Consider the following 22,577-nt stretch of genomic DNA (forward strand, 5'->3'; position numbering starts at 1 on the left):
TCCGGGTCGGACGTGGGGCGGGCCGGGTGGATCCGGTGCGGGAACGGAATGAGACAGCGGCGGCATGACGGCGGACAAGAGCACCGAGAACGGCCAGAACGGCATTGACCGCGATCGGCTGGAGACCTGCCTCAGCGTCTTCGAGGCGTTGGAGGATCTGCCTCCCGATCACCCCGACGTGGTGCGGGTGCAACGGGCCACCGCGAGGCTCTACAAGGTGATCAAGCAGCGGCGACGCGAGGAACGCCGGAACGCCGTCGTGGCGGCCGACCGTGCGGTGACGGCGGCCACCGCCACCGGCGCCCCGGGCCGGATCGACGACGAGACCCAGGGCATCCCGCTGGCCTCCCCTACCGTCGGTGCCACGGCCGGCTTCCTGCACAATCCGCGCGGCTGCTACGTCTGCAAGCAGCGTTACCGCGAGGTGGACGCCTTCTACCACCAGCTCTGCCCGCCCTGCGCCGCGCTCAACCGGGAGCGCCGGGACGCCCGCACCGACCTGACCGGCCGGCGCGCGCTGCTCACCGGCGGCCGGGCGAAGATCGGCATGTACATCGCGCTGCGGCTGCTGCGCGACGGCGCGCACACCACGGTAACCACGCGGTTCCCGCACGACGCGGTCCGCCGATTCGCCGCGATGCCCGACAGCGCGGACTGGCTGCACCGCCTGCGGGTCGTCGGAATCGACCTGCGCGACCCCGCCCAGGTGATCGCCCTCGCGGATTCGGTCAGCGCCCAGGGACCACTCGACATCCTGATCAACAACGCCGCGCAGACCGTCCGCCGCACGCCCGGGGCGTACGCGCCGCTCCTGGCCGCGGAGGCGGCGGCGCTGCCGGACGGTCCGCTGCCGGAGATCGTCACGTTCGCCTCGTCGACCGGCCGGAGCGACCCGGCGGGCAGCCTGACCGCCGGGCCGCGCCCGGCGCTCACCCCGCACGCGCTCACCGCGCTGGCGCTGACCGGCGGCTCCGCCTCACCGGAGCGGATCGCGGCGGCGACCGCCATCGACGCCGGCGGTCTGGTGCCGGACCTCGATCCGGTCAACAGCTGGGTGCAGCGGGTGCACGAGGTGGACCCGGTCGAGCTGCTCGAAGTGCAGCTGTGCAACGTGACCGCGCCGTTCGTGCTGGTCAGCCGACTGCGACCGGCGATGGCCGCAGCGACCGCCCGCCGCAAGTACGTGGTGAACGTGTCGGCGATGGAGGGCCAGTTCGCCCGCGGCTACAAAGGGCCGGGGCACCCGCACACCAACATGGCCAAGGCCGCGCTGAACATGCTCACCCGAACCAGCGCCCAGGAGATGCTGGCCGACGGCATCCTCATGACCAGCGTCGACACCGGCTGGATCACCGACGAGCGGCCCCACCCGACGAAGATGCGGCTGGCGGACGCCGGCTTCCACGCCCCGCTGGACCTGGTCGACGGCGCGGCCCGGGTCTACGACCCGATCGTCCGCGGCGAACAGGGCGAAGACCTGTACGGCTGCTTCCTGAAGGACTACGCGCCCTGCGCCTGGTGATCGGCGCGCGGGAACTCACCGTCGGCCGCCGCGCCTCCCGGACCGCAGTGCCGGCCCGCTGTCGGCGGGAAAGCTCCGCAGCGTGCGCGCCGACCGTCCGGTGACGCGCTCGACGGTGTCGGTCACCTCCGCGAAGGCGCCGGCACGCACCCGCTCGAACGTCAGCGCGGAGAGGTGCGGAGGAGCGAGCGCGGTGGGACCGCCGTTCCGCACTAGCTCCGAGGCAGCACGGTGACGGCCACGATGGTGCTGTTGACGACCGTGGCCGTGACGGTACGGGTCACCGCCTCGGCCGCGGCGTCGGCACCCCAGTCACCGCGCTCGAGCGCCTTGGCCCGCGTGATCACTTCTGACGTCCACGGGATCTCGCGGTGGAACTGCGGCAGTGTTCCGCTGGCCGAGAGCAGCGCCGCGAGCGCGGCGACACGGGCTCGGGGCTTCGCACCCTCCACGAGAACCTGCCGAACATCGGCGATCAGGCGGGCCCGTCGTTCGGTCCTGCCGTCGCGCAGGGCCGTCGTCCGGAACAGGCCGAGCACCTTGCGCGGCACCTCGTCGATGTCGCCACGGGCGACGAGCCGCTCCAACACCGGCTTGCGCAGGGCGGGACCGATGGCCGCGAGTGCGGTCTGCACTCCCCTCGGTTTCTCGGCGAGGTAGGTCCACGCCGGGCGGAGGAGGTCGTCCGACGGTGGGTGACCCGCCACGCCGCTGACCCGCCCACGGTCCGCCGTGGTCAGGTGGTCGCCGAGCGCCAGGTCCGCCAGGACCGCGCCACCGAGGACGTAGAAGAGGGTGTTCTCACCCGCGATGGTCCCGGATGCGGGCTGGAACAGGAGCAGGAGGAGGTCTTCGACGAGGGTCGGGGCGTCCGACCGGGGTGGGGTGGTCATCGGCGGGGCTCCCAGCGGAAGAGGCGAGCGGCGAGGGCGACGGAGATGACGACCCAGCCGAGCGTGGGCGCGAGCAGGACCAGGGAGTCGGTCACGGCGACCCCGCCGTTCCAGGCGTTCATGGTCAGTTCGGTGGCCGCGCCGCCGGGCAGCAGCCGCTTGAGCCAGGCGAGGTTCTCCGTGCCGGAGATGCCGACCCAGGTGGCCATGGCGATCACACCGAGGGTGACGGGCAGGGTGGTGACCTGAGCGTGTTCCGGGGAGTTCGTCAGCCCAGCCGTGGCCAGGGCCAGGCCGACCATCATGGCCAGGGTCGCGAGGAACGCCACGACCAGCAGAGCGACGTCGGCCGGTCCGCCGGCGACCACGGCCAGGACGGTCAGGATGGCGGTCGCCTGCACCACGGCGAGGACGAGGACGGGCAGTAGCAGGCCGGCGAGGATGCCGGCGTCCCCCTCGGCGGTGGAGCGCAGTCTCTTGAGGAAGAGGTTCTGCCGCCGGGAGGCCAGCGTGGTGACCGCGGTGGCGTAGAGCCCGAACGCGGTGATCGTGAACATCACGATCGCGGCGATGTAGCCGAGGCTGCCGAGGGCGGCGTAGGTCTCGTGCTGGCGGACGAAGAACGCGCTGACGACCACCGGGACGATGAGGCTGGTGATCAGTACCAGCCGGTTGCGGAAGATCTGGATCAGCTCGCTTGCGGCGATGGACAACACGGGGGAACTCCTGTCGAGGTCGCGGTTCAGTTGCTGATGGCGCGGAAGACGTCGTCGAGGCGGGTCGGCCCGGCCTCCAGACCCTGCAGTTCGACGGCGTGGTCCTGGGCCCACCCGAGCAGGACGTGCAGGTCCTTCTGCAGTCCGAAGGTCTCGACGACGACCTTCCCCTCGGCGTCGACCGCAGCCTGCAGCGGCAGCGCCGGCGCCCCGGCCGGGAGCGAGAAGCGGATGACCGCCGGCAGGGTGCGGGTCAGTTCCGCCACGGTGCCCTCGCGGTGCAGGGTGCCCTGGTGCATCAGTCCGATCCGGTCGGCACGCTGCTGCGCCTCCTCCAGGTAGTGGGTGGTGAGCACGATGGTGGCGCCGTTCTCGCGGAGCCGGTCCACAGTCGCCCAGACGGCGTCGCGGGACTGGATGTCCAGCCCCGTGGTCGGCTCGTCCAGGAAGATCAGCTCTGGGGTGCCGTAGACGGCGGTGGCGAAGTCCAGCCGCCGCTTCTCGCCGCCGGAGAGCTGCGAGACCTTGCGGCCGGCCCGCCCGGTGAGGTCGACCAGGTCGAGCACCCGGTCGACGTCGTCGCCGCGCCGGGTGAGCCGGCCGATGAGCCGGACGGACTCGCGAACCGTGAGGTCCGGGGAGAAACCGCTCTCCTGGAGCATGACGCCCATCCGGGGACGGACCAGACGGCGGTCCTGCGGGCTGTGCCCGAGGACGCGGACGGTCCCGGAGGTCGGTCTCCGGTGTCCCTCGACGACTTCCAGGGTCGAGGTCTTCCCGGCGCCGTTGGTGCCCAACAGCGCGTACAGCTCTCCGGGCCGTACCTCGAAGGAAAGGTCCTTGACGGCGTGGAAGTCACCGTACGTGAGGTTCAGCCGGTCGACTTCGATGACGGGTGAGGTGGACATGCACCCATGACAGCGCGGGCGCCGCCGACCCGTCAGTGGCGCGGTGTCATCACCGCATGTGACGTGGTGTCACTGGTCGCGACCCGTGGCTGCCGGATACTGGTGTGGTGACCGCGAGATCACCACGCTTCACCGAGTCGACGCAGGGAAGGCTGCGCCGGCTCAATCTCGTCACGTCACTACCGCCCGTGGTGTTCGCCGCCGCGGTCCTCCTCTACATCGACGCGCGTACCTGGTGGCACATCGTCATCCTGGCGCCGGGGGCGGTGGCGGCCGTGGTGGCCTTTGAACGATGGACGGCCAACGACCTGGCCCGGGTGGCGGTGCCCTGCCTGGTCGTCGGGGCAGCGGTGTGGCCGCTGGGGGTCCTGGTGACCGGCAGTCCCAACGCCTACTGGGGGTTCTGCGCCGTGGGTTCCCTCGCCCTGCGGGAGGTTCGGCGGCACCGCGGGCCGGCGGTGGCCGGGCTGTTCTCCTACGTCGCCGTCGTCGGCGCGGCGCGGCTGCTGGTGCAGCGGGACGACGTCGCTCACGTCCTGGTCACCTACGTCCTCGTCCCGACCGCCCTCACCGTCGTCGTGACGGTCTTCACGATCGTGGGCGAGCGGTTCTACGACCTCATCCGGGAACTCGAACAGACCCGGGAACGCGAGGCGGAGCTGGCCGTCGTCCGGGAGCGCGTGCGATTCGCCAGCGACCTGCACGACATCCAGGGCCACACCCTGCACGTGGTCAAGTTGAAGATCGCCCTGGCCCAGCGACTGCTGCTCCGCGACACCGCGCGGGCCGAGGAGGAACTGCGCGAGACGTACGCGTTGGTCAGCGACACCATCACCCAGACCAAGGAACTCGCGTACGCCCAACGGCGGCTCAACCTGACCGCGGAGATCGAGAACGCGAAGAACCTGTTCGAGGCCGCCGGCATCCGGGTGCGGGTGACCCGGGAGGCCGAGGTCGACGCCCACGTCAGCGAACTGCTCGGGCAGGTGCTGCGCGAGACCACCACCAACATCCTGCGCCACGCGCAGGCCACCCAGGTGCAGATCACGCTCGCCGGGTCGGGCATCACCATCGTCAACGACGGCGTGACCGCCGACACCCCACCCGAGCTCAGGGGACTGTCCGCGCTGCGGCAACGGCTGGCGGATGACGGCGGTCAGCTGATCGTGGAGCAGCACGAGGGGCGCTTCCGGACGGCCGCGACGTTCCCGCCCGCCCGTGGCGCGGTGCAGCCACCGGCCCTGAAGGAGGACGGTCGATGACCACAATCGTGCTCGCCGACGACGAGGTGCTGCTCCGGACGGCCCTCGCCGCGCTGCTGCCCCTGGAGGGTGACATCACCGTTCTCGCCGAGGCGCAGGACGGTGAGACAGCCATCGAGGCCACCCTGCGGCACCGGCCCGACGTCCTGGTCATCGACCTGGAGATGCCCGGCGTGGACGGCCTCGGCGCGGTCGCCGAGATCCGTCGAACGCGACCCGAGCAGGTGATCCTCATGCTGACCCGGCACGCCCGCCCCGGCGTGCTCCGCAAGGCCCTGAAACTCGGCGTCCAGGGCTTCATCAGCAAGTCCGCCGAGCCGGCCCACATCACCTCCGTCATCGCCACCCTGGACTCCGGTAAGCGCTGGATCGACCCGGACGTGTCGGCACTCGCCGTCACCGACGACTCCCCCCTCACCGACCGCGAAGCCGACGTCCTCCGGGTCACCGGCGAGGGCTACTCGGTCACCGACATCGCCGCCCGACTGCACCTCGCGCCGGGAACCGTCCGCAACTACCTCTCCAACGCCATGCGCAAGACCCAGACCCGGACCCGCCACGAGGCCGCCCGGTACGCCCGCGAACACGACTGGTTGTAGCGGACGATCCTCGTCCGGCCTCCGGTCGTCGGTTCCATGCGTTCCAGGTATAGGTTCGGCAGGTGGATGTGGTCGCCGCCTGCCGGGCCTTCGTCGCCGTCAGCGGGCACGGCAGTTTCACCTCCGGCGCCGCCGCGGCGGGCATCCCCCAGTCGGTCGCCAGTCGCCGCATCGCCGCCCTGGAGGAGCACTTCGGGGCGCGGTTGTTCGACAGGTCCTCCCGGGCGGTCCGGTTGACGTCGTTCGGGCGGGACATGCTGCCGACGGCCCGTCGCCTGGTCGATCTCGCCGACGCGATGACCGACGACGCCGAGCGCGCCCGGCTGCGCCCGCTACAGGTCGCCGTCCCCGAGACCTGTCCCGCACCCCGCCTCGCCGCCCTGGTGGTCGCGAGCCGGCGTCACCGCCTCCAGCTGGAGGTACGGCCGGCCGGCCCGCAGGAACGCGACCGGCTCTGTCAGGCCCTGGAGGTCGGCGCGGGGATCCTGGCGGTCCCCGAGGCGGCGGCGTCCTGGCGGGTTCCGCTCGGGCTGGCCGCCCGGACCCCGTTTCCGGCGGCGACGGTGTTCCTGGAGACGCTGCGCCGCGGCCGAGCCCGCACCCAGGCACGACGGCGGATCCTCATCCAGCCCGAGGACGACCTCGCCCACCTGCGGGATCCGCTGACCCGCGCCGGCCAGTCGGCCGGACTGGCGCCGGCCCAGGTCACCGTCGCGCCGTCGCTCGTCGACGCCGCGGCGAAGGCGCTCAGCTCACCCGACCTGCTGCTCTGCTCCCGCCAGCAGGCCGAGGACTTCGGGCTGCACTGGTGTCCCCTCGCCGAGCCTCGACTCGTACGCGGCTACGACATCGCCGCCGGCCTCCGCGAGGACCTCGAACAGCTGCGAACGGTTCTGCATTCGGACATAGCGCGATGCCTGGGCGCGACGACGTGAGTGCCACCACCGTCGTGCGCGACGCGCGCGGGCTCCTCGACGAGGCCGGGCTGCGCGGCGCCTTCCTGGTCCGCAACCTCGACAGCGGCGCGGAGATCGGCTTCGACGCGGACGCCCGCTACCCGTCGGCGTCGCTGGTGAAGGTGCCGTTGGCGGTCGCCGTGCTGGAACGGATCGCCCGTGGCGAAATAGACCCGGCGCTGCCGGTCGACGTCGCGCCCGGTCGGATCACCACCCCCGGCCCGACCGGTCTGAGCCGATTCCGGCATCCGGCACGGATCGCCGTGGACGACCTGCTGTACCTGAGCACGTCCGTCAGCGACTCGGTCGCCGCCGACGCGTTGTTCGACCTCGTTCCGCCGGCCGCGGTCGCCGCCGAACTGCGGCGACTGCGCGTCGACGGCATCGCCGTCCGGCACCGGGCGGGCGACCTCGCCGACACGCCGGCGGAACGGCTCGGGCCCGACGACGCGCATCTGGCCCACTCACTCGCCATCGGTGCGGCGACTCCCGGGCAGGGCCATCCGGTCGCCCAGCTCGACGTCACCCGTGCCAACACGGGATCGGCGCGGGCCTACGTCGACCTGCTGCAGGCCCTCTGGCGACCGTCGGTGATCCACCCGACCACCGCCGCGCGGGTGCGCGCCCTGATGGGCGACAACCTGCACCGGCAGCGGCTCGCCCCCGACTTCACCTCCGACGCCTCCCGCTGGTCGTCCAAGACCGGCACCCTGCTGCACCTGCGCCACGAGGTCGGGGTGGTGGACCACGGCGACGGGCAGTCGTACGCGGTCGCCGCACTCACCGCCTCCCGGGTGCCCGCCGTCGCCCAGCCCGGCAGCGAGGCGACGATGGCCCAGGTCGCCCGTTCCCTGCACGACCACCTGCGCACGGGCGCGCTGCCCTGGTGGGGTTAGCCGGCGGTCGTGGACCGGGTCCGCCGCTCACGCGACCAGACCAGCACCACCATGGCGACGTTGACGGCCGCCAGGATCAGCAGGGACGCGTCGCCGGAGTCGGTGGCGCGGTCGATCGCGTAGGGCTCGCCGTCGGCCATCACCGTGCTGACGACCCCGAACAGGACGTTGTTGGCGACGTGGAAGGCGACCGGCGCCTCGATGCCGCCGCTGATGATCGCCATCAGGCCGGTGCAGAGGCCGATGAAGGTGAAGTAACCGAACAGCCAGGGGTCGCTCGACCCGTGGAGCACGGCGAAGCCCAGACTCGACACGACGAGCCCGACGGCCAGCGCCGGCCGGACCGCACGCACCCAGGACGCGGCGGCGGGCAGCACGGCGCTGCGCCACAACAACTCCTCGCCGGTGGACTGCAGCGGCGTACTGAGCACGGTGACCGCCAGCAGGCCGATCGTCGTGCCGCTGACACCGAAGGTGGTCCAGCCCGGCGAGTCCGGCGCCACCAGCGCCACGACGCCGATCCCCGCGCCCACGAGCACCGCGGCCATCACGAGGTGGTACGCCAGGCGGCGGGTGTCGACGGCCCGGGGTGAGCTGATCAGCCTGCGCCACGGCACCTTGGCGATCCGCGCCAGGAGCAGGACCGCCACCACGCCCGACGTGCCGATGCTGATGTTGACGGCCAGGGACTTCAGCGGCGTCATGACGGGGGACATCGGGTCGTCGCTGCCCTCGATGGCGCCCACGACCTGATAGAGCAGGACCTGGAGGACCAGCATCACCACCGGTGGGACACCGATGACCACGAGCGGCTTCCACCAGCTCATCCGCAGGTGGGCCCCGAAGGGCCGGGAGCTGTCGACGGCCGGCCGGTGACGCTGCGTCGGTTCGTCGGTTCGTGTGGCGTCCATGGGGTTCCTTCCAAGCGGCGTGGCATTCCCATTGCAGCGCTCGCCGGACGGCGCGGGCAGTGTCACCGCGTCACCGTCGCACCGTGACATTCGTGGTTCTCGGCGTCGGTGGTGTCGGTCCTGCCGGCGACCGGCGCGTTCACCGCGGCCTCCATCCGCGCTGCCGGACGGCTGGCGCCGCACCGGCTGGTGGAGCCGTCACAACGCGGCGATCGCGACCTCGGCCGCCCGGGCGATCAGGGCGTTGTCGTAGTCGGCGTCCTTCTGGTCGCGGCTGGACAGCACCGCGAGCACGATCGGCGCCCGGTCCGGTGGCCAGACCACCGCGATGTCGTTGCGGGTCCCGTAGCCGCCGGAACCGGTCTTGTCCCCGACGACCCAGCCGTCGGGCACACCGGCGCGGATCAACTCGCCGCCCGTGGTATTGCCCCGCAGCCAGCCGTTGAGGATGTCGCGGTCCGCGGGGTCGAGGGAGTCGCCGACGGCGTACGCCCGCAGGTCCTGAGCCAGGGCCCGCGCGGTGCTGGTGTCCCTACGGTCCCCCGGGCGCGCCTCGTTGAGCGCGGTCTCGTACCGTGCGGGGGCGGTGACCTTGTCGCCGACCCCGCGCAGTTCCTTCTCGAACCTCTGCGGTCCGCCGAGCCGGCGCAGCAGCAGGTTACCGGCGGTGTTGTCGCTGTAGCGCACGGCCGCGTCGGCGAGCGCGCGCAGCGTCATGCCGTCGGCGACGTGCTTCTCGGTGATCGGCGAGTAGGTGACCAGGTCGTCCGCCGAGTACCGCACCACCCGGTCCAGCTCGGCATCCGTGGTCTCGTCGAGAACCTCCGCGGCGGCCAACGCCTTGAACGTCGAGGCGTACGCGAACCGCTCGTCGGCCCGGTAGCCCACCGTCGTGCCGGTGCCGGTGTCGATCGCGTACACCCCCAGCCGCGCGTCGAACGTCTCCTCCAGTTGCCGGAACGCGCGATCCCGGTCGGCCGCGGCGGACGCGGTGGCCGTCACCGGGCGGTCCGGCGTCGGCCGTTCGGCGGCATCGCCGGCATCGGCGGGACCGCAGGCGGCGAGGGCCACCGCTGACACCGCGGCCACCAGACGGTGTGGGGCGAGCACCATGATCACTCCTTGTCGGTGTCGTGCGTCCGGCGCCGGACAGCGCCGGTTGGGCAGGACTCGACCATGACAGCGATCGGGCATGCGGTCGAAGACGGAATCGGCGGTGTTCATGCCGATCCGGCATCGCCGTGGTTGCGGGGCGGTTCCTGCCGGCCGCTCCCCCGCCAGGTGAGCGTGATCCCTGCTCGACGGGAGGACAGACCAAGCGTCGCGACGTCTCCTGGACAGCGTCGGGGCGCGCGGCGCGGTCACGCCGATCCCGCTCGCGACTGGAGCGCCTGCCGGGGAGATCGGGCGCGACCAGCCGCCAACGGTCGCCGAGTCGTCCCGGCATCAGGTCGCGGAACTGGAAGGACGAGGACGGGTGGCCGTGCGGCAGCGGCACCACCGGGCGTCCGGAGGTCCGGCCTCTCGACAGAACGTACGGATGCCGTCGGCGGCGCAAACGGTCCTCGCGTAGGAGCGTCTGTCGTACGGACGTGGCAGCATCACGGTCGTGGCGACATCAAGGCAGCCGGTGACGGTTCCCACCGATGCGAGCGTCGACGATTTCCTGGCGGCGGTTGCGGACGAGCGCCGGCGTGCCGACGCCCTGCGCCTGTGCGCGATCCTGCGCGACGTGACGGGTGAGCCGCCGGTGATGTGGGGCCCGAGCATCGTGGGCTTCGGCAGCTACCACGGCCCCACGGGCGCCTGGCCCCTGGCCGGGTTCTCGCCCCGCAAGCAGCAGCTCGTCCTCTATCTGGTCGGCGGTTACGAGGAGCGCTACCCGACGTTGCTCGCCCGGCTCGGCCCGCACAGGACCGGCAAGGGCTGCCTCTACCTCAAGCGGCTCGACGACGTCGACGAGGGCACGCTGCGTGAGCTCGTGGAGCGCACGGTCCGCGTGCACAGGGGCGTGGACCGATCCCACCGACCCGCGTGACCCGGGGGCGGTCGACGCACGCCGCACCGCGCCCGCCAGGTCATTCGCTGAGCCGAACGACGGCGGCGCGGCGTCGATGGGTCCCGGGGGTGTGGTGACCTCCCGGCGCAGCCGGGTGCTCCGCCTTCGGCACCACCGCGATCCGAGCTGAGGATGGACCACGCCTCGGTGCTCCACAGCGACTGGGCGCTGTCGGAGGTGAACGGGCGGGGCGAGCTGACGTGCACCACGGCCAGGCCTCGCGGCCGGTGCGCGGTCCGGTCCTCCTGAGGGGTGCCCGACCGAGGGGTGTCGACGAGGTTGTGGGGTGGATGCCGTGCGGGGCGGGGAGGAGTCCGGGCCGCCGCCCGTACTCCTCCCCGGCTCCACCGCCCTGGTGGAACAGCTCTCAGAAGCCGGCGGAGATCCGGCTGAACTCCCAGTCGCTCTGGGCGATGCCGCTGCAGTTGGACACCACGCCGCCGCCGGCGCAGCCGCGATCCCGGTTCACCGCCCAGAACGTGAATCGAGCGAGCCCGTTGCTCCTGGCGTAGTCACGGATCCGCGCCCAGGTCTCCGGCGTGGTGACCTCCTGCTGGTCGGACAGTCCGTTCATGCCGGAGATGCCCATGTGGGCGTACGCGGTCTGGTCGTTCCAGCCGAACGTGGACTTCAGCTGATTCTTCAGGCCTTCCGCGGCGTTGCGGGTGCTGGTGTACATGTCCGCGCCGCCGCCGAAGTCGAACGGCATGATGGTGAAGACATCCACGTTGGCGTTCAGCGCCCGGGCCTGGTTGATCAGCCGGACGCCGTGCACGTTGGGTCCGGTCGTGGTCGTACCGAAGGTCAGGATCGTGGTGACGCCCGGGTTGTTGCGCTTGATGATGCCCAGGGCGCTCACGATGCGGTCGGCGACCGTGTAGTTCTCGAACTCGTCGTAGTTCTCGATGTCGATGTCGATGGCCTTGAGCCCGAAGGTGTTGATGACCTTCTGGTACGCCCCGGCGAGGGCCTCCGGGGTGGCGCAGTTCGGGCCGAGCTTGTTGCCCTGCCAGCCGCCGATCGACGGGACGATGGTGGCGCCGGCGGCCTTGGCCTGGTTGATCCAGGACTCGTGGACGCCGCCGGTCAGGCCGCCCTCGCCGTCCCAGACCGGGTTGCAGCCGTTCGCCAGCACGAACGCGACGGTGAACGCGCGGACGCCCTGGCCGGTGATCGTCGAGGGCGCCGGCGGGTTGCCCCAGCCGGGATAGACGTACGGCGCCGCCGCCATCCTGCCGGCCGGGGGCGGGTTGGTCGGGCCGGTGGGTGGCGGGGTGGTCGGGGTGGTGCCGCCGCAGGTGCCCTGGTTGGCCCAGACGTCCCACTGGCCGCTGTGGGTGGCCGGGTTCTCGTTCTGGGTCCACCACTTGGCCTGGTAGTTGACGCCCTGGTACGACGCCTGGCCGCCGCCGACGTACACGGTGGACGACGACCAGGCCGGGTAGCAGGCCGCGGCCGCGCTCGACGTGGTCATCGGGGCGACGGCGACGGCGGTGGCGGTGGCCGTGACGGCGGTCAGGGCCAGGATCTTCTGCCTGAGTTTCATGACACTCTCCTGCGGGGGTTCAGGGAAGGGTGTTGAGGTGGGGGCGGACGGTGTTGGCGAATCCGTTGCCGTTGGTGACGTCCCAGTTGACCGACCACGTCATGGCGCCACGGATCCCCGGGTAGGTGCGCGGCGGTTTCACGGAGCCGCAGTTGATGCCCTTGGCGAGGCAGTCGAGGGCCTGGTTGACCACCGAGGGGTTGACGTAGCCCCCACCGGCGGCGCTCGGCGCGGCCGGCAGTCCGAGGGACACCTGGTCCGGCCGGAGCCCGTTCTCCAGCTGGATGCAGGCGAGCGCCACGAGGAAGTTGACCGTTCCCTGTCCGTACGCGGCGTTGTTGTCGCAGCCGAGCATCGCACCGGAGTTGTAGAACTGGGTGTGGACGACGGTCAGGATGTCCTTGATGCTCAGCGCCAACTGGAAGTACTGACTGCCGGTGCTCTGCATGTCGATGGTCTGCGGCGCCATCGTGATGATCAGGTTCGGGTTCGTCCGGTTGCGGATGTCACGCAGGGCCTGACCCATGTACGTCGCGTTGACGCCGTTCTCCAGGTCGATGTCGACGCCGTCGAACCCGTAGCTGGCGATGAGGCCGACGATCGAGTTGGCGAAGTTCGTGGCGGCGCTGGAACTGGCGACCGAGATCGTGCCGCGCTCGCCACCGACCGAGATGATCACCTTCTTGCCCCGCGAGTGCAGGGTGGCGACGTCGTTCCTGAAGTCGGCGTCGGTGTAGCCGCCGAGTGAGGCGCTCAGGCCCGCGTCGATGCTGAAGGACACCGTGCCGGGCGTGTTCGTCGCATCGGCGAACGCGACCGCGATCAGGTCGTAGGTGGCCGGTACGTCACGGAGCCGGATCTCCCGGGCCGGGTTGTCGAAGTTCTGCCAGTAACCGATGAGGAAGTGCTTCGGCAGCTGACCGTTGCCGGTCGGCGGGGGCGTGGTCGGCGGTGGGGTGGTCGTCGGGGGCGGGGTGGGCGGTGGCGTCGTGGTCGGGGGTGGCGTGGTCGGCGGGGTGGAGCCGCCGCAGGCGCCCTGGTTGGCCCAGACGTCCCACTGGCCGCTGTGCGTGGTCGGGCTCTCGTTCTGGGTCCACCACTTGGCCTGGTAGTTGACGCCCTGGTACGACGCCTGGCCGCCGCCGACGTACACGGCGGACGACGACCAGGTGGGATAGCAGGCGGCGGCCGCGGAGGCGGACGACGCCAGGTAGACGGTGGCAGCACCGGCGGCCAGGACGGCGGCCAGGGCGAGGATGGCGGGGCGGCGCATGGGGGTGGCCCTTCCGGATCGGGGCGGAACCGAGGGCCTTATTATTAGGACTGTTAACAGTAAAGGTCCAGAGTTAGACCACCTTGAATTTGCTATGACGAATGAGACGGGCCGGCGGCGCTCTCACCACCACGAGGTCGCCCGGTGGACCGGAGGCGGCCGCTCGGCGTGGTCAGAGGCCGGCGGCGGCGTCGTACCGGCGCCGCAGGTCGGCCATCTCCGATGCGGGCAACGCTTCCCTGAGTGCCAGGTCCTCGTACTTGTCGGGGAACATCTCCCGTAGCCGGTCGACGAACCTGACGTCGGCGGTCGCCTCGACCACCTCGACGCCGGGAGGTCGGGTGGTCATGTCCATGATCAGCGGGCCGACGAGTTTGACCGCTCCGTCCCAATGGCGCTTCTGTTCGGCGACGCCACAGAGGTGGAAGCCGTAGACCGTCCGGACGTCGGCCAGCGTGGTGGCCCCGGTGGGCTCGTGGCCGTAGACATGCACTCCGCAGACGACCGCCGGCGCGGCCTGCTCTCCGGCCGGTCCCTGCGGGGCGGTGTGCCCGGCGTGGCCGTGATGTGTCGGGTCCACCTGCTCGAGGGTCGTACGCATCAGGGCCAGGATCTCTTGGCGGAGAACCGCCGGGTCCGTCCTCGGGGTCGTCGAGGTGACCAGGGCGGCCACACCGATCGACGCGGCCAGCAGGCCCACCTCGATCCACACGAAGCCGCTTCGGCACCAGCCGCTGACGCGTACCCGGGAAATCATGGTCGTTCCTCACCTCGTCGCGGTTCCTGATGGTGGCGGAGAGCAGCGCACGGACCTCTGCCCGGAGGTCGGGTCCGTCCGCACCGCCACCCCCGGCGCACGGCCCTGCCGGCGGTGGGGTGGCGCGTGCCGCGCCACCCCACCGCCGATGCTGTTACCGGGCGGTGCAGGTGAGGGTGGGTGCGGAGTTGGTGCCGTTCCAGGAGGCGTTGAAGCCGAAGCTGGCGGTGGCGTTGGCGCTCAGGGAGCCGTTGTAAGCGACGTTCGACGCGGTGACCGAAGAGCCGCTCGAGGTGACTGTCGCGTTCCAGGCGTTGGTGATGCTCTGGCCGTTGGGCCAGGTCCATGCCACCGTCCATCCGGAGATGGCGGCGTTGCCGGCCCGGACGGTGACCTCGGCGCCGAACCCACCGGACCACTCGCTGGTCTTGCGGAACGTGGCGGTGCAGGCACCATTTCCGGCCGGCGGCGGCGTGGTGGGCGGCGGAGTCGTCGGCGGCGGGGTCGACGGCGGCGGCGTGGTGGGCGGCGGGGTCGTCGGCGGCGGGGTGCCGCCACCGCCGAAGATCACGTCACTGCAGAGGTAGTACGGCTGGTCGAGGTGGGACGCCTGCCAGATGGTGTAGACGACGTGCCGCCCGGTGCGGTTGCCCGCGTTCACCTGCGCCTCGTAGAGCCCGGTGGTCGGGTAGCTGCCGGTGCGGAGTACCAGCTCGAGGCTGTTCCAGGTGAGGGGCTGGGTGGTCGGGTCGAAACCCTGCTTGGTGATGTAGATCAACATGTAGTCGGCGCCGTGCCGAGCGCCGTCGGTCAGCGTCAGGGTGAAGTTGTTCGGCATCGGCTTCGCGGTCCACGCGCCGACCGCGTCGAGCGATGCGTACAGGCCGCCCTGGGTGCGACCGCCGCTGCACAGTTGTCCGTCCGGCACGGCGGCCTGGTGGTTGCCGCCGACGTTCTCGCGGTACAGGCCGTTCCAGTTCCACATGGTGTTCGGGTTGGCCTGCCACGCCTGCCAGCACATCGGGTCGGTCTGGGCCATCGTGGGGTTGAGGTGGTCGGAACCCCAGCGCTCGTAACATCCGTAGTTGCGTGACGGCGGGTTGGTGACCGATCCGTGCGCCGAGGCCGGACCGGCCTGGTTGACGGCGACCATCGTGAACGAGGCTACGAGAACCGCGACCGCGCCCAGTCCCAGACGGCGTGCTGTCCGTGAGATTTTCATGATGCTCCAGTGGATGCGCCGGCGCCCAGTGGCCCTCGCTGGGTGCCCACCCCGGAGAAGGTGACGCCGATCGATTCAAGCCGTCCCAGAGGTGGACGACACTGCTGCCCAGCAGCGCTTGGCGACTCCCAGCCACGATGTTAGTAGAGACCACCGTCAATGTAAATCGATACCGACGCACCGGCCGGCGGGCGCGACGCGACCCGGATCAGACCGCGAGGGCCGCGCGCACCTCCCGCTCCGCCGTGACTCCCCCGTCGCCGTGCGAGGTGACCCGGCCGGATTCGAGGACGTGGTAGCGGTTCGCCACCCGCAGCGCGAACCCGAGGTGCTGCTCGACGAGCAGCACACTGAAGCCGGACTGCCGGGTCAGCTCGACGATCCGCTCCTGGATCTCGGCGACCACCGACGGCTGGATGCCCTCGGTCGGCTCGTCGAGCATGAGCAGCCGCGGCCGGGTGATCAGCGCGCGGGCGATGGCGAGTTGCTGACGCTGACCACCGGAGAGCAGCCCGGCCCGCCGCCGCAGCAGCGGGCGCAGCGCCGGGAACAGGTCCAGCGCCTCCGCCGTCGCCACCGCGCCGTCGCGCCGGCCGTCGGCGACGAGGCGCAGGTTCTCCGCCGCCGTCAGGTGCGGGAAACACTGCTGGCCCTGCGGGACGTACGCCATGCCGCGCGCCACCCGCTCGTGCGGCGCGAGACGGGCGACGTCCTCGCCGTCCAGCTCGACGGTGCCGGCGGTCGGGCGCAGCAGGCCTGCCGCGACCCGCAGCAGGGTGCTCTTGCCGGCGCCGTTGTGCCCGAGCACCGCGGCCACCCCGTCGGGCGGGACGGCGAGGTCCACGCCGTGCAGCACCCGGGAACGCCCGTATCCGGCGTGCACCCCACGCAGGGTCAGCATCATGCCTCCAGACCGCTGGGGACCGACCCGGCGTCGACCGGGTGGCCGAGGTAGACCTCCTGCACGCGCGGGTCCGCCTGGACCTGCGCCACCGTGCCCTCGCTGAGCACCTTCCCCGCGTGCAGCACGGTAACGCTGCGCGCGAAGCGACGCAGGAAGTCCATGTCGTGCTCGATCACCACCACCGTGCGGTCCCGGCTCACCGTCTCCAGCAGGGCGCCCGTGGCGTCGCGCTCCTCGTGGCTCATCCCGGCGACCGGCTCGTCGAGCAGCAGCAGCCGCGCGTCCTGCACCAGCAGCATGCCGATCTCCAGCCACTGCTTCTGGCCGTGCGCGAGGGTGCCGGCGAGCTGGTCGGCCCGGCCGGCCAGCCCGATGGTCTCCAGCGCGGCGGCCACCTCGTCGGGGATGCCCCGCCGCCGCCGGGCCAGGGTGGCCCAGCTCCGGCGGGCGCCCGCGGCGATGTCGAGGTTCTGCACGACCGACAGCTCCTCGAAGACCGTCGACGTCTGGAACGTCCGGCCGATGCCGAGCCGGCTGATCCGGTGCACCGGGCGGCCCAGCAGCTCCTGGTCGCCGAAGCACACCGAGCCGGTGGCCCGCACCAGACCGGTGATCGCGTCGACCAGTGTGGTCTTGCCGGCACCGTTCGGCCCGATCAGGAACCGGATGTCACCGGCGGGCACCTCCAGCGAGACGCCGTCGACGGCGGTGAAGCCGTCGAAGCTGACCCGCACGTCACGGACGGACAGCCCGTCCAGCCGGTCGTCGCTCATTGGCGCACCTCCGCCCGCTCGGCGCGGCGGCGGGCCAGCGTCCACAGCGACGCCAGGCCGCCGGGAAGGAACGCCACCACCACCACGAAGAGCAGACCCTGCAGGTACGTCCAGGTGCCCGGGAAACGTTCGGAAAGGGCGGTACGCGCCCAGGCGACCGCCACCGCGCCGAGCACCGGCCCGAGCAGCGTGGCCCGGCCGCCCACCGCCACACCGATGACGAACTCGATCGACGGGACGATGCCGATGAGGGCGGGCGAGATGATGCCCACCGCCGGCACGAACAGCGCGCCGGCGAGGCCCGCCATACCCGCCGCCACCACGTAGGCGACGAGCTTGACCGACGCCGGGTCGTAGCCGAGGAAACGGACCCGCTCCTCGCTGTCCCGCACCGCCACCAGCAGTTCCCCGTAGCGGCTGTGGATGAGCTGGCGGGCCAGCGCGAGCAGCGCGAGCAGGACGCCGGCGATGATGAAGTAGACCATCCGCTGGTTGATCGGGTCGTCCAGGTCGTAACCGAAGAAGCCCTGGATGTCGGTGAGCCCGTTGGTGCCGCCAGTGGTCCCCTGCTGGCCGATCAACAGGATCACCATGGCGGCGGCGAGCGCCTGGCTGAGGATGGCGAAGTACGCGCCCCGCACGCGGCGGCGGAACACCAGTGAGCCGAGCCCGAGGGCGACGGCCATCGGCAGCAGCACCGTGGCCGGCAGCGCGAACCACGGGCTGGCGAACGGCCGCCACCAGACCGGTAGTTCGTCGAGCTGCCCGTACAGCTGCATGAAGTCGGGCATCCCACCGGGACCCGCGTCGGCGAGCTTGAGGTGCATGGCCATCGCGTAGCCGCCCAGGCCGAAGAAGACGCCCTGGCCGAGGGTGAGCATGCCGCCGCGCCCCCAGGCGATGCCGATGCCGACGGCCACCATGGCGACGCAGAGGTACTTGGCGAGCAGGGCCAGCCGGAAGTCCGACAGCGCCAGCGGCGCGACGGCGAACAGCAGCGCCGCGCCGAACGCGAACCCCGCCGCCGCGCGCATGCGGGACCGGCCACCGGACCGGCTCTCAGGCGCGATGTCGGCCGGCGCCGGTGCGCCGGCGGTGTTCGGCGGCGCGGGTGTCACGGCGGTCATGCCAGGCTCCTGGTCCGCAGGGTGAACAGGCCCTGTGGCCGCCACTGGAGGAACGCGACGATCGCCACGAAGACGATCACCTTGGCGACGCTGAGGGTCGTGAGGTACTCCCCGGTGGCCTGGAGGACCCCGAGGGCGAAGGCGACGATCACGCTGCCCTTGAGCTGACCGATCCCGCCGACCACGACGACCAGGAAGGCGTCGATGATCAGGTTGGTGCCCATGGTCGGGCCGATCGGGCCGAGGAGGGTGAGCGCCACCCCGGCGAGCCCGGCCAGGCCCGAGCCGAGAAAGAAGGTCGTCCGGTCGACCCGGGCGGTGGGGACGCCGGACACCGCGGCGAGGTCGCGGTTCTGCACGACCGCGCGGATCCGACGCCCCAACGGGGTGAGCCGCAGCGCCAGGGTGAGGGCGGCGACGGCGGCGAGGGCCAGGGCCAGGATGAACAGCCGGTTGTTGGCGACCGTCAGCCCGCCGGGCAGGGCCACGTTGCCGGTGAGCAGGTCGGGCGCGCGGGTCTGCACGTTCGGACTGCCGAAGACGTCCCGGGCGAGCTGTTGCAGCATCAGGGACACGCCCCAGGTGACCAGCAGCGTGTCCAGGGGCCGGGCGTAGAGCCGACGGATCAGCAGGAACTCCAGCAGCACCCCCATCGTGCCGGCGACCACGAACGCCACCGGCAGCGCGATCAGCAGCGACAGGCCGGCGCCGGTGATGCTCTGTTGCAGCACGTACGTGGTGTAGGCGCCGGCCATGATGAACTCGCCGTGCGCCATGTTGATGACGTTCATCTGGCCGAAGGTCAGCGCCAGCCCGAGCGCGACGAGCAGCAGCACCGCGCCGATGCTGATGCCGGTGAAGAGTTGACCGAAGAGGACTGTCACGGTGGGTACTCCCGTACTGCTGGTCGGGGGGCCCGGGCGGGACGCGTCGTCGCGGTGCCCGCCCGGGGCCGGCGTCGTCAGCTCAGGCCGCTCGCCCACGGATAGGTCTTGAGGTACGGGTCCGGCGCGACCGGCTTGCCGGAGTTCCACACCTCGGTGATCAGGCCGTCCGCGCCGACCTTGCCGATGCGGGCGGTCTTGGCGATGTGCTGGGTCTTGCCGTCGACGGTGACCAGGCCCTCCGGCGCGTCGAAGGTGATTCCGTCGGAGGCGCCGCGGACCTTCTCGACGTCGAACGCGCCGGCCTTCTCGACCATCGCCTTCCACAGGTAGACGCTGACGTAGGCGGCCTCCATCGGGTCGCTCGTCGGCTTGTCCGCGCCGTACTTCGCCTTGTACGCGGCCACGAACTTGTCGTTCGCCGCGCCGGGCGTGGTCTGGTAGTAGTTCCAGGCGGTCAGCTGGCCCTCCAGGTACTGGGTGCCGATGCTCTTGACCTCCTCCTCGGCGATGGACACCGACACCACCGGCATCGCGGCGGCGGTCAGCCCGGCCGACTTGTACTCCTTGAAGAACGCCACGTTGCTGTCGCCGTTGAGGGTGTTGAAGACCGCCTTCGCGCCGGACGACTTGACCTTGTTGACGATCGTGCCGAATTCGGTGGACCCGAGCGGCGCGTAATCCTCGCCGACCACTGTCATCCCGTTCGCCGCCGCGTACGCCTTGATGATTTTGTTGGCCGTGCGCGGGAAGACGTAGTCGCTGCCGACCAGGTAGACCGTCTTCGTGCCCTGGGCCTTGAGGTAGTCGAGCCCGGGGACGATCTGCTGGTTGGTCGTCGCGCCCGTGTAGAAGATGTAGGGCGACTGTTCCAGGCCCTCGTACTGCACCGGGTAGAACAGCAGCGCCTTGTTCTTCTCGAACACCGGCTTGACCGCCTTGCGGCTGGCCGACGTCCAGCAGCCGAAAACGGCGGCGACCCGGTCCTCGGAGATGAGCTTCTCGGCCTTCTCCGCGAAGGTGGGCCAGTCCGAGGCGCCGTCCTCCCCGACCGGCTGGATCTTCCTACCGAGGACGCCGCCGGCCGCGTTGATCTCCTCGACGGCGAGCATGATCGAGTCGCGGACGGTGACCTCGCTGATCGCCATGGTGCCGGAGAGCGAGTTGAGCAGGCCCACCTTGACGGTGTCGCCGGAGACGTCGGCGGCGACGCCGGCCGCGCCGCCCTCGTCGCTGGTCCTGCTGCCGCACGCGGTCATGGCCGCCGCGGCGACGAGGGTCATGGCACCCGCCAGGATGCGGCGGCGGAAAAGAGGTGACATCTAATCTCCTGCGGTGTGCAGTGAAGTAGCGAAAGGACGGTCGGTGCGGTCCGGTGGAGTTGGCGATGCCGAGGCCGACGGGTGGACGTCGCCTGTCGTCATCGCATCGAACACGGGCACGCAAAGCGTCGACCGGCATGATTGCGCGGACGTTTCCCAGCCCTTAATTGACTGTTTCCCGCGCACCTGGAGAGAACGCATGCCACAATGGCCGGCATTGTCTGAGGCGAGACGGTGCCGGCCGTGACGAACTCGGTGAAGAATTGCCACCACAATGGTCGACGGGCAGATTCCGCCGACGGTGGACAGACATTCGTGGTATCCACCCCACGGGTAGATACTTCACGCAGGAAGCATTCTAGGGCCGGGCCGGGTGGACGTGTCAAGGGTCCGGACCGGACGGTCAGATCTGGGCGAGCACGGTGAAGTCGAGACCGTCGGCCTCGGCAAGGTAGATCCGCTGGCGCACGTGCCGTCGACGCAGCTGGAGCCGACCGCGCGGCCCGTGGTACGCCACCGTGTCGGCAGCCGTCTCGATCGCCCGCACGTCGAGGGTGCGGGCCTGCCCGATCAGGGCGGCGAGCAGCATCACGCCCTCGTAGCAGGACTCCCCCAGGCTGCCCAGCGGCGGCGCCTCCACCCCGAACCGGCGGGCGAACTCGCCGTGGAAGTCGAGGTTCTCCTGCGTCACCAGACCGGCGAAGAAGCCCGCCGTGCTGTAGAGGCGCCGGGTCGCGCCCGCCCCGCTGGCCAGCAGCATGTTCTCGTCCATCAGGGTGCTCAGCCGCAGGCAGCGCTGGTCCATCGCGGCACGCGCGAACGCCCGGTTGAACCGCACCGCGTCCGCGCCGACGAGCAGCATCACCACCGCATCGGCCTCGCTGCGCTCGATCCGGCGCAACACGTCGTCGAAGTCGTGCGTCTCCAACGGCAGGAACGCCTGGCCCACCACGCGGCCACCGCCGCGCAACGCGTACCGCTGGGCCGCCCGCGCGGTGCGCCGGGGCCACACGTAGTCGTTGCCGACCACGAACCAGCGGCGCACGCCCTGCTCCCCCGCGAGCAGCCGCATCGCGGGCCACAGCTGGGCGTCCGGCGTCTCGCTGGTCAGATAGACCCCCTCGGTACGCTCACCGCCCTCGTACAGGGCGGTGTAGACGTACGGCACGCGGCCCGCGACCCGGGGCGCGAGCGCCTGTCGCACCGAGGAGATGTGCCAACCGGTCACGCCCTGCACGGCGCCCACCGACACCAGCGCCTCCACCTGGGCGGCCACCTCGGTCGGCGGGGCGCCACCGTCGACCGGCACCAGCCGCACCTCGCGGCCCAGCACCCCACCACCGGCGTTGATCTCCTCGACCGCGAGCTGGGCACAGAGTTCGCAGGTCGGGCCGAACATTCCCGCCGGCCCGCGCATCGGGTACACCAGCGCGATGCTGACCACGGTCCGATCGACGGTGAGCCACGGCGGTGCCGGCGCGGACATGAGCCCATGATTGTCCGGCCGACGTGGGAAAACCACAGCTCTCCACGGACCGGGACGAGTCGCTACGATGACAGGGCCACCGGCCCAGGGGGTTCCATGTCAGACGTGCCCGGGGCGCCAGCCGATCTGCTGCGCTCGCTCACCCGCGCCGAACGGCTGCTCTCCCGCCGGTTGGCCGCCGTTCTGGCCGACGACGACCTGACCACCGAGGCGTGGCGGGTGCTCTGCCTGCTCGCCGACGGTCAGGGCCATCCGATGAGCGAGGTGTCCGCCGAGGCGTCGTTGCCGCCGGGGACCCTCACCAAGCTGGTCGACCAGCTCGTCGACCGTAACCTGGTGTTCCGGCGGATCGACCCGCTGGACCGCCGACGGATCCGGGCCTACCTGACGACGCGGGGCCGCCGCGAGCACGCCCGCCTCGACCAGCGGGTCCGGGCCAGCCTCGCCGAGGCGGGCGTACCGGCCGATACCGCCCTGCTCGACCACATCGCCGACCTGATCGCCCGACTCGACCCTGCGGGTCGCCGCGACAACGCCGAGGCGGCCGGCCCTCGCCGCTGA

General features: G+C 71.3%; 22 protein-coding genes. 7 read left to right on the forward strand and 15 right to left on the reverse strand.

Annotated features, from left to right (window positions below):
• Nucleotides 1-64: 64 nt before the first annotated feature.
• Entirely contained in the window at nt 65-1,522 is a 1,458-nt protein-coding gene (locus ACN27B_RS28705; protein ID WP_099160346.1) for an SDR family oxidoreductase, read from the forward strand.
• 212 nt (nt 1,523-1,734) lie between these two features.
• On the opposite strand, the gene ACN27B_RS28710 is transcribed toward ACN27B_RS28705, so the two are convergent.
• The 3 genes from ACN27B_RS28710 to ACN27B_RS28720 are packed head-to-tail and all read right to left on the reverse strand — an operon-like array spanning nt 1,735 to nt 4,039.
• Entirely contained in the window at nt 1,735-2,415 is a 681-nt protein-coding gene (locus ACN27B_RS28710) for a GOLPH3/VPS74 family protein (protein WP_099160344.1), read from the reverse strand.
• Nucleotides 2,412-3,131, reverse strand: a complete 720-nt coding sequence (locus tag ACN27B_RS28715) for an ABC transporter permease (protein ID WP_099160342.1) — start codon at nt 3,129-3,131, stop codon at nt 2,412-2,414. Before ACN27B_RS28715 ends, ACN27B_RS28710 begins: the two co-directional genes overlap by 4 nt.
• A gap of 26 nt (nt 3,132-3,157) precedes the next feature.
• Nucleotides 3,158-4,039 (reverse strand): ABC transporter ATP-binding protein, encoded by an 882-nt coding sequence (locus tag ACN27B_RS28720; protein ID WP_422742305.1) that lies wholly within the window; start codon nt 4,037-4,039, stop codon nt 3,158-3,160.
• Nucleotides 4,040-4,146: 107 nt separating this feature from the next.
• Between ACN27B_RS28720 and ACN27B_RS28725 the strand changes: the two genes are divergently transcribed.
• The 4 genes from ACN27B_RS28725 (at nt 4,147) to ACN27B_RS28740 (ending at nt 7,752) form a co-directional block, all read left to right on the forward strand.
• The gene (locus ACN27B_RS28725; protein WP_099164514.1) at nt 4,147-5,301 is read left to right on the forward strand and encodes a sensor histidine kinase; all 1,155 of its coding nucleotides are present in this window, start codon (nt 4,147-4,149) and stop codon (nt 5,299-5,301) included.
• Nucleotides 5,298-5,900, forward strand: coding sequence for a response regulator transcription factor (locus ACN27B_RS28730; protein ID WP_099160337.1), 603 nt, complete (start codon nt 5,298-5,300; stop codon nt 5,898-5,900). The genes ACN27B_RS28725 and ACN27B_RS28730 overlap by 4 nt, the downstream gene beginning before the upstream one ends.
• A 62-nt stretch (nt 5,901-5,962) precedes the next feature.
• On the forward strand, nt 5,963-6,835 hold the full coding sequence (locus tag ACN27B_RS28735; protein WP_099160335.1) for a LysR family transcriptional regulator: 873 nt from the start codon (nt 5,963-5,965) through the stop codon (nt 6,833-6,835).
• The gene (locus tag ACN27B_RS28740) at nt 6,814-7,752 is read left to right on the forward strand and encodes a serine hydrolase (protein ID WP_422742308.1); all 939 of its coding nucleotides are present in this window, start codon (nt 6,814-6,816) and stop codon (nt 7,750-7,752) included. Before ACN27B_RS28735 ends, ACN27B_RS28740 begins: the two co-directional genes overlap by 22 nt.
• Here the strand turns inward: ACN27B_RS28740 and ACN27B_RS28745 are convergent.
• Together ACN27B_RS28745 and bla are read right to left on the reverse strand one after the other, a co-directional pair.
• A complete protein-coding gene (locus tag ACN27B_RS28745; RefSeq protein ID WP_422742310.1) occupies nt 7,749-8,663 on the reverse strand; it encodes a CPBP family intramembrane glutamic endopeptidase in 915 nt (304 codons plus the stop codon). The genes ACN27B_RS28740 and ACN27B_RS28745 overlap by 4 nt on opposite strands.
• A gap of 198 nt (nt 8,664-8,861) precedes the next feature.
• Nucleotides 8,862-9,776 carry a class A beta-lactamase gene (bla, locus tag ACN27B_RS28750; protein WP_422742313.1) on the reverse strand — a complete coding sequence of 305 codons (915 nt, stop codon included), beginning with the start codon at nt 9,774-9,776 and terminating at the stop codon, nt 8,862-8,864.
• Between the two features lie 496 nt (nt 9,777-10,272).
• Between bla and ACN27B_RS28755 the strand changes: the two genes are divergently transcribed.
• A complete protein-coding gene (locus tag ACN27B_RS28755; RefSeq protein ID WP_253866310.1) occupies nt 10,273-10,701 on the forward strand; it encodes a DUF1801 domain-containing protein in 429 nt (142 codons plus the stop codon).
• A 388-nt stretch (nt 10,702-11,089) separates the two neighbouring features.
• Here ACN27B_RS28755 and ACN27B_RS28760 read toward each other — a convergent pair whose 3' ends face one another.
• The 10 genes from ACN27B_RS28760 to ACN27B_RS28805 all read right to left on the reverse strand — a co-directional run bounded on the left by ACN27B_RS28760 (nt 11,090) and on the right by ACN27B_RS28805 (nt 22,016).
• A complete protein-coding gene (locus ACN27B_RS28760; RefSeq protein WP_422742315.1) occupies nt 11,090-12,268 on the reverse strand; it encodes a carbohydrate-binding protein in 1,179 nt (392 codons plus the stop codon).
• A gap of 19 nt (nt 12,269-12,287) precedes the next feature.
• Nucleotides 12,288-13,541, reverse strand: a complete 1,254-nt coding sequence (locus ACN27B_RS28765; protein WP_422742318.1) for a chitinase — start codon at nt 13,539-13,541, stop codon at nt 12,288-12,290.
• 172 nt (nt 13,542-13,713) lie between these two features.
• Nucleotides 13,714-14,298, reverse strand: a complete 585-nt coding sequence (locus ACN27B_RS28770; protein ID WP_422742320.1) for a hypothetical protein — start codon at nt 14,296-14,298, stop codon at nt 13,714-13,716.
• 154 nt (nt 14,299-14,452) lie between these two features.
• Complete coding sequence (locus ACN27B_RS28775; RefSeq protein ID WP_422742322.1) at nt 14,453-15,520, reverse strand: lytic polysaccharide monooxygenase auxiliary activity family 9 protein; 1,068 nt, start codon at nt 15,518-15,520, stop codon at nt 14,453-14,455.
• Nucleotides 15,521-15,728: 208 nt separating this feature from the next.
• Nucleotides 15,729-16,424, reverse strand: a complete 696-nt coding sequence (urtE, locus tag ACN27B_RS28780) for an urea ABC transporter ATP-binding subunit UrtE (protein WP_253866308.1) — start codon at nt 16,422-16,424, stop codon at nt 15,729-15,731.
• Nucleotides 16,421-17,197: an urea ABC transporter ATP-binding protein UrtD gene (urtD, locus tag ACN27B_RS28785; RefSeq protein ID WP_422742325.1), complete on the reverse strand. Its 777-nt coding sequence runs from the start codon at nt 17,195-17,197 to the stop codon at nt 16,421-16,423. Before urtD ends, urtE begins: the two co-directional genes overlap by 4 nt.
• On the reverse strand, nt 17,194-18,324 hold the full coding sequence (gene urtC / locus ACN27B_RS28790; RefSeq protein ID WP_422742327.1) for an urea ABC transporter permease subunit UrtC: 1,131 nt from the start codon (nt 18,322-18,324) through the stop codon (nt 17,194-17,196). The genes urtD and urtC overlap by 4 nt, the downstream gene beginning before the upstream one ends.
• Entirely contained in the window at nt 18,321-19,208 is an 888-nt protein-coding gene (gene urtB, locus ACN27B_RS28795) for an urea ABC transporter permease subunit UrtB (RefSeq protein WP_099160314.1), read from the reverse strand. The genes urtC and urtB overlap by 4 nt, the downstream gene beginning before the upstream one ends.
• A gap of 77 nt (nt 19,209-19,285) precedes the next feature.
• Nucleotides 19,286-20,530: an urea ABC transporter substrate-binding protein gene (gene urtA, locus ACN27B_RS28800; RefSeq protein ID WP_422742330.1), complete on the reverse strand. Its 1,245-nt coding sequence runs from the start codon at nt 20,528-20,530 to the stop codon at nt 19,286-19,288.
• Between the two features lie 403 nt (nt 20,531-20,933).
• Nucleotides 20,934-22,016 (reverse strand): substrate-binding domain-containing protein, encoded by a 1,083-nt coding sequence (locus ACN27B_RS28805; protein WP_355522684.1) that lies wholly within the window; start codon nt 22,014-22,016, stop codon nt 20,934-20,936.
• Nucleotides 22,017-22,112: 96 nt separating this feature from the next.
• On the opposite strand from ACN27B_RS28805, the gene ACN27B_RS28810 reads away from it, so the two are divergent.
• Nucleotides 22,113-22,577, forward strand: coding sequence for a MarR family winged helix-turn-helix transcriptional regulator (locus ACN27B_RS28810; protein WP_422742334.1), 465 nt, complete (start codon nt 22,113-22,115; stop codon nt 22,575-22,577).

It is taken from the genome of Micromonospora sp. WMMD754, from assembly GCF_049315235.1.
In the GTDB taxonomy this organism is placed as follows: Bacteria; Actinomycetota; Actinomycetes; order Mycobacteriales; family Micromonosporaceae; genus Micromonospora; species Micromonospora sediminicola.

Excerpts from the sequence above, each read along its gene's own strand:
- ACN27B_RS28705 (WP_099160346.1), top strand. The coding sequence starts at position 65 with ATGACGGCGGACAAGAGCACCGAGAACGGCCAGAACGGCATTGACCGC.
- ACN27B_RS28710 (WP_099160344.1), bottom strand. The coding sequence starts at position 2,415 with ATGACCACCCCACCCCGGTCGGACGCCCCGACCCTCGTCGAAGACCTC.
- ACN27B_RS28720 (WP_422742305.1), bottom strand. The coding sequence starts at position 4,039 with ATGTCCACCTCACCCGTCATCGAAGTCGACCGGCTGAACCTCACGTAC.
- ACN27B_RS28730 (WP_099160337.1), top strand. The coding sequence starts at position 5,298 with ATGACCACAATCGTGCTCGCCGACGACGAGGTGCTGCTCCGGACGGCC.
- ACN27B_RS28740 (WP_422742308.1), top strand. The coding sequence starts at position 6,814 with ATGCCTGGGCGCGACGACGTGAGTGCCACCACCGTCGTGCGCGACGCG.
- ACN27B_RS28745 (WP_422742310.1), bottom strand. The coding sequence starts at position 8,663 with ATGGACGCCACACGAACCGACGAACCGACGCAGCGTCACCGGCCGGCC.
- bla (WP_422742313.1), bottom strand. The coding sequence starts at position 9,776 with ATGGTGCTCGCCCCACACCGTCTGGTGGCCGCGGTGTCAGCGGTGGCC.
- ACN27B_RS28760 (WP_422742315.1), bottom strand. The coding sequence starts at position 12,268 with ATGAAACTCAGGCAGAAGATCCTGGCCCTGACCGCCGTCACGGCCACC.
- ACN27B_RS28765 (WP_422742318.1), bottom strand. The coding sequence starts at position 13,541 with ATGCGCCGCCCCGCCATCCTCGCCCTGGCCGCCGTCCTGGCCGCCGGT.
- ACN27B_RS28770 (WP_422742320.1), bottom strand. The coding sequence starts at position 14,298 with ATGATTTCCCGGGTACGCGTCAGCGGCTGGTGCCGAAGCGGCTTCGTG.
- ACN27B_RS28775 (WP_422742322.1), bottom strand. The coding sequence starts at position 15,520 with ATGAAAATCTCACGGACAGCACGCCGTCTGGGACTGGGCGCGGTCGCG.
- urtE (WP_253866308.1), bottom strand. The coding sequence starts at position 16,424 with ATGATGCTGACCCTGCGTGGGGTGCACGCCGGATACGGGCGTTCCCGG.
- urtD (WP_422742325.1), bottom strand. The coding sequence starts at position 17,197 with ATGAGCGACGACCGGCTGGACGGGCTGTCCGTCCGTGACGTGCGGGTC.
- urtC (WP_422742327.1), bottom strand. The coding sequence starts at position 18,324 with ATGACCGCCGTGACACCCGCGCCGCCGAACACCGCCGGCGCACCGGCG.
- urtA (WP_422742330.1), bottom strand. The coding sequence starts at position 20,530 with ATGTCACCTCTTTTCCGCCGCCGCATCCTGGCGGGTGCCATGACCCTC.
- ACN27B_RS28805 (WP_355522684.1), bottom strand. The coding sequence starts at position 22,016 with ATGTCCGCGCCGGCACCGCCGTGGCTCACCGTCGATCGGACCGTGGTC.
- ACN27B_RS28810 (WP_422742334.1), top strand. The coding sequence starts at position 22,113 with ATGTCAGACGTGCCCGGGGCGCCAGCCGATCTGCTGCGCTCGCTCACC.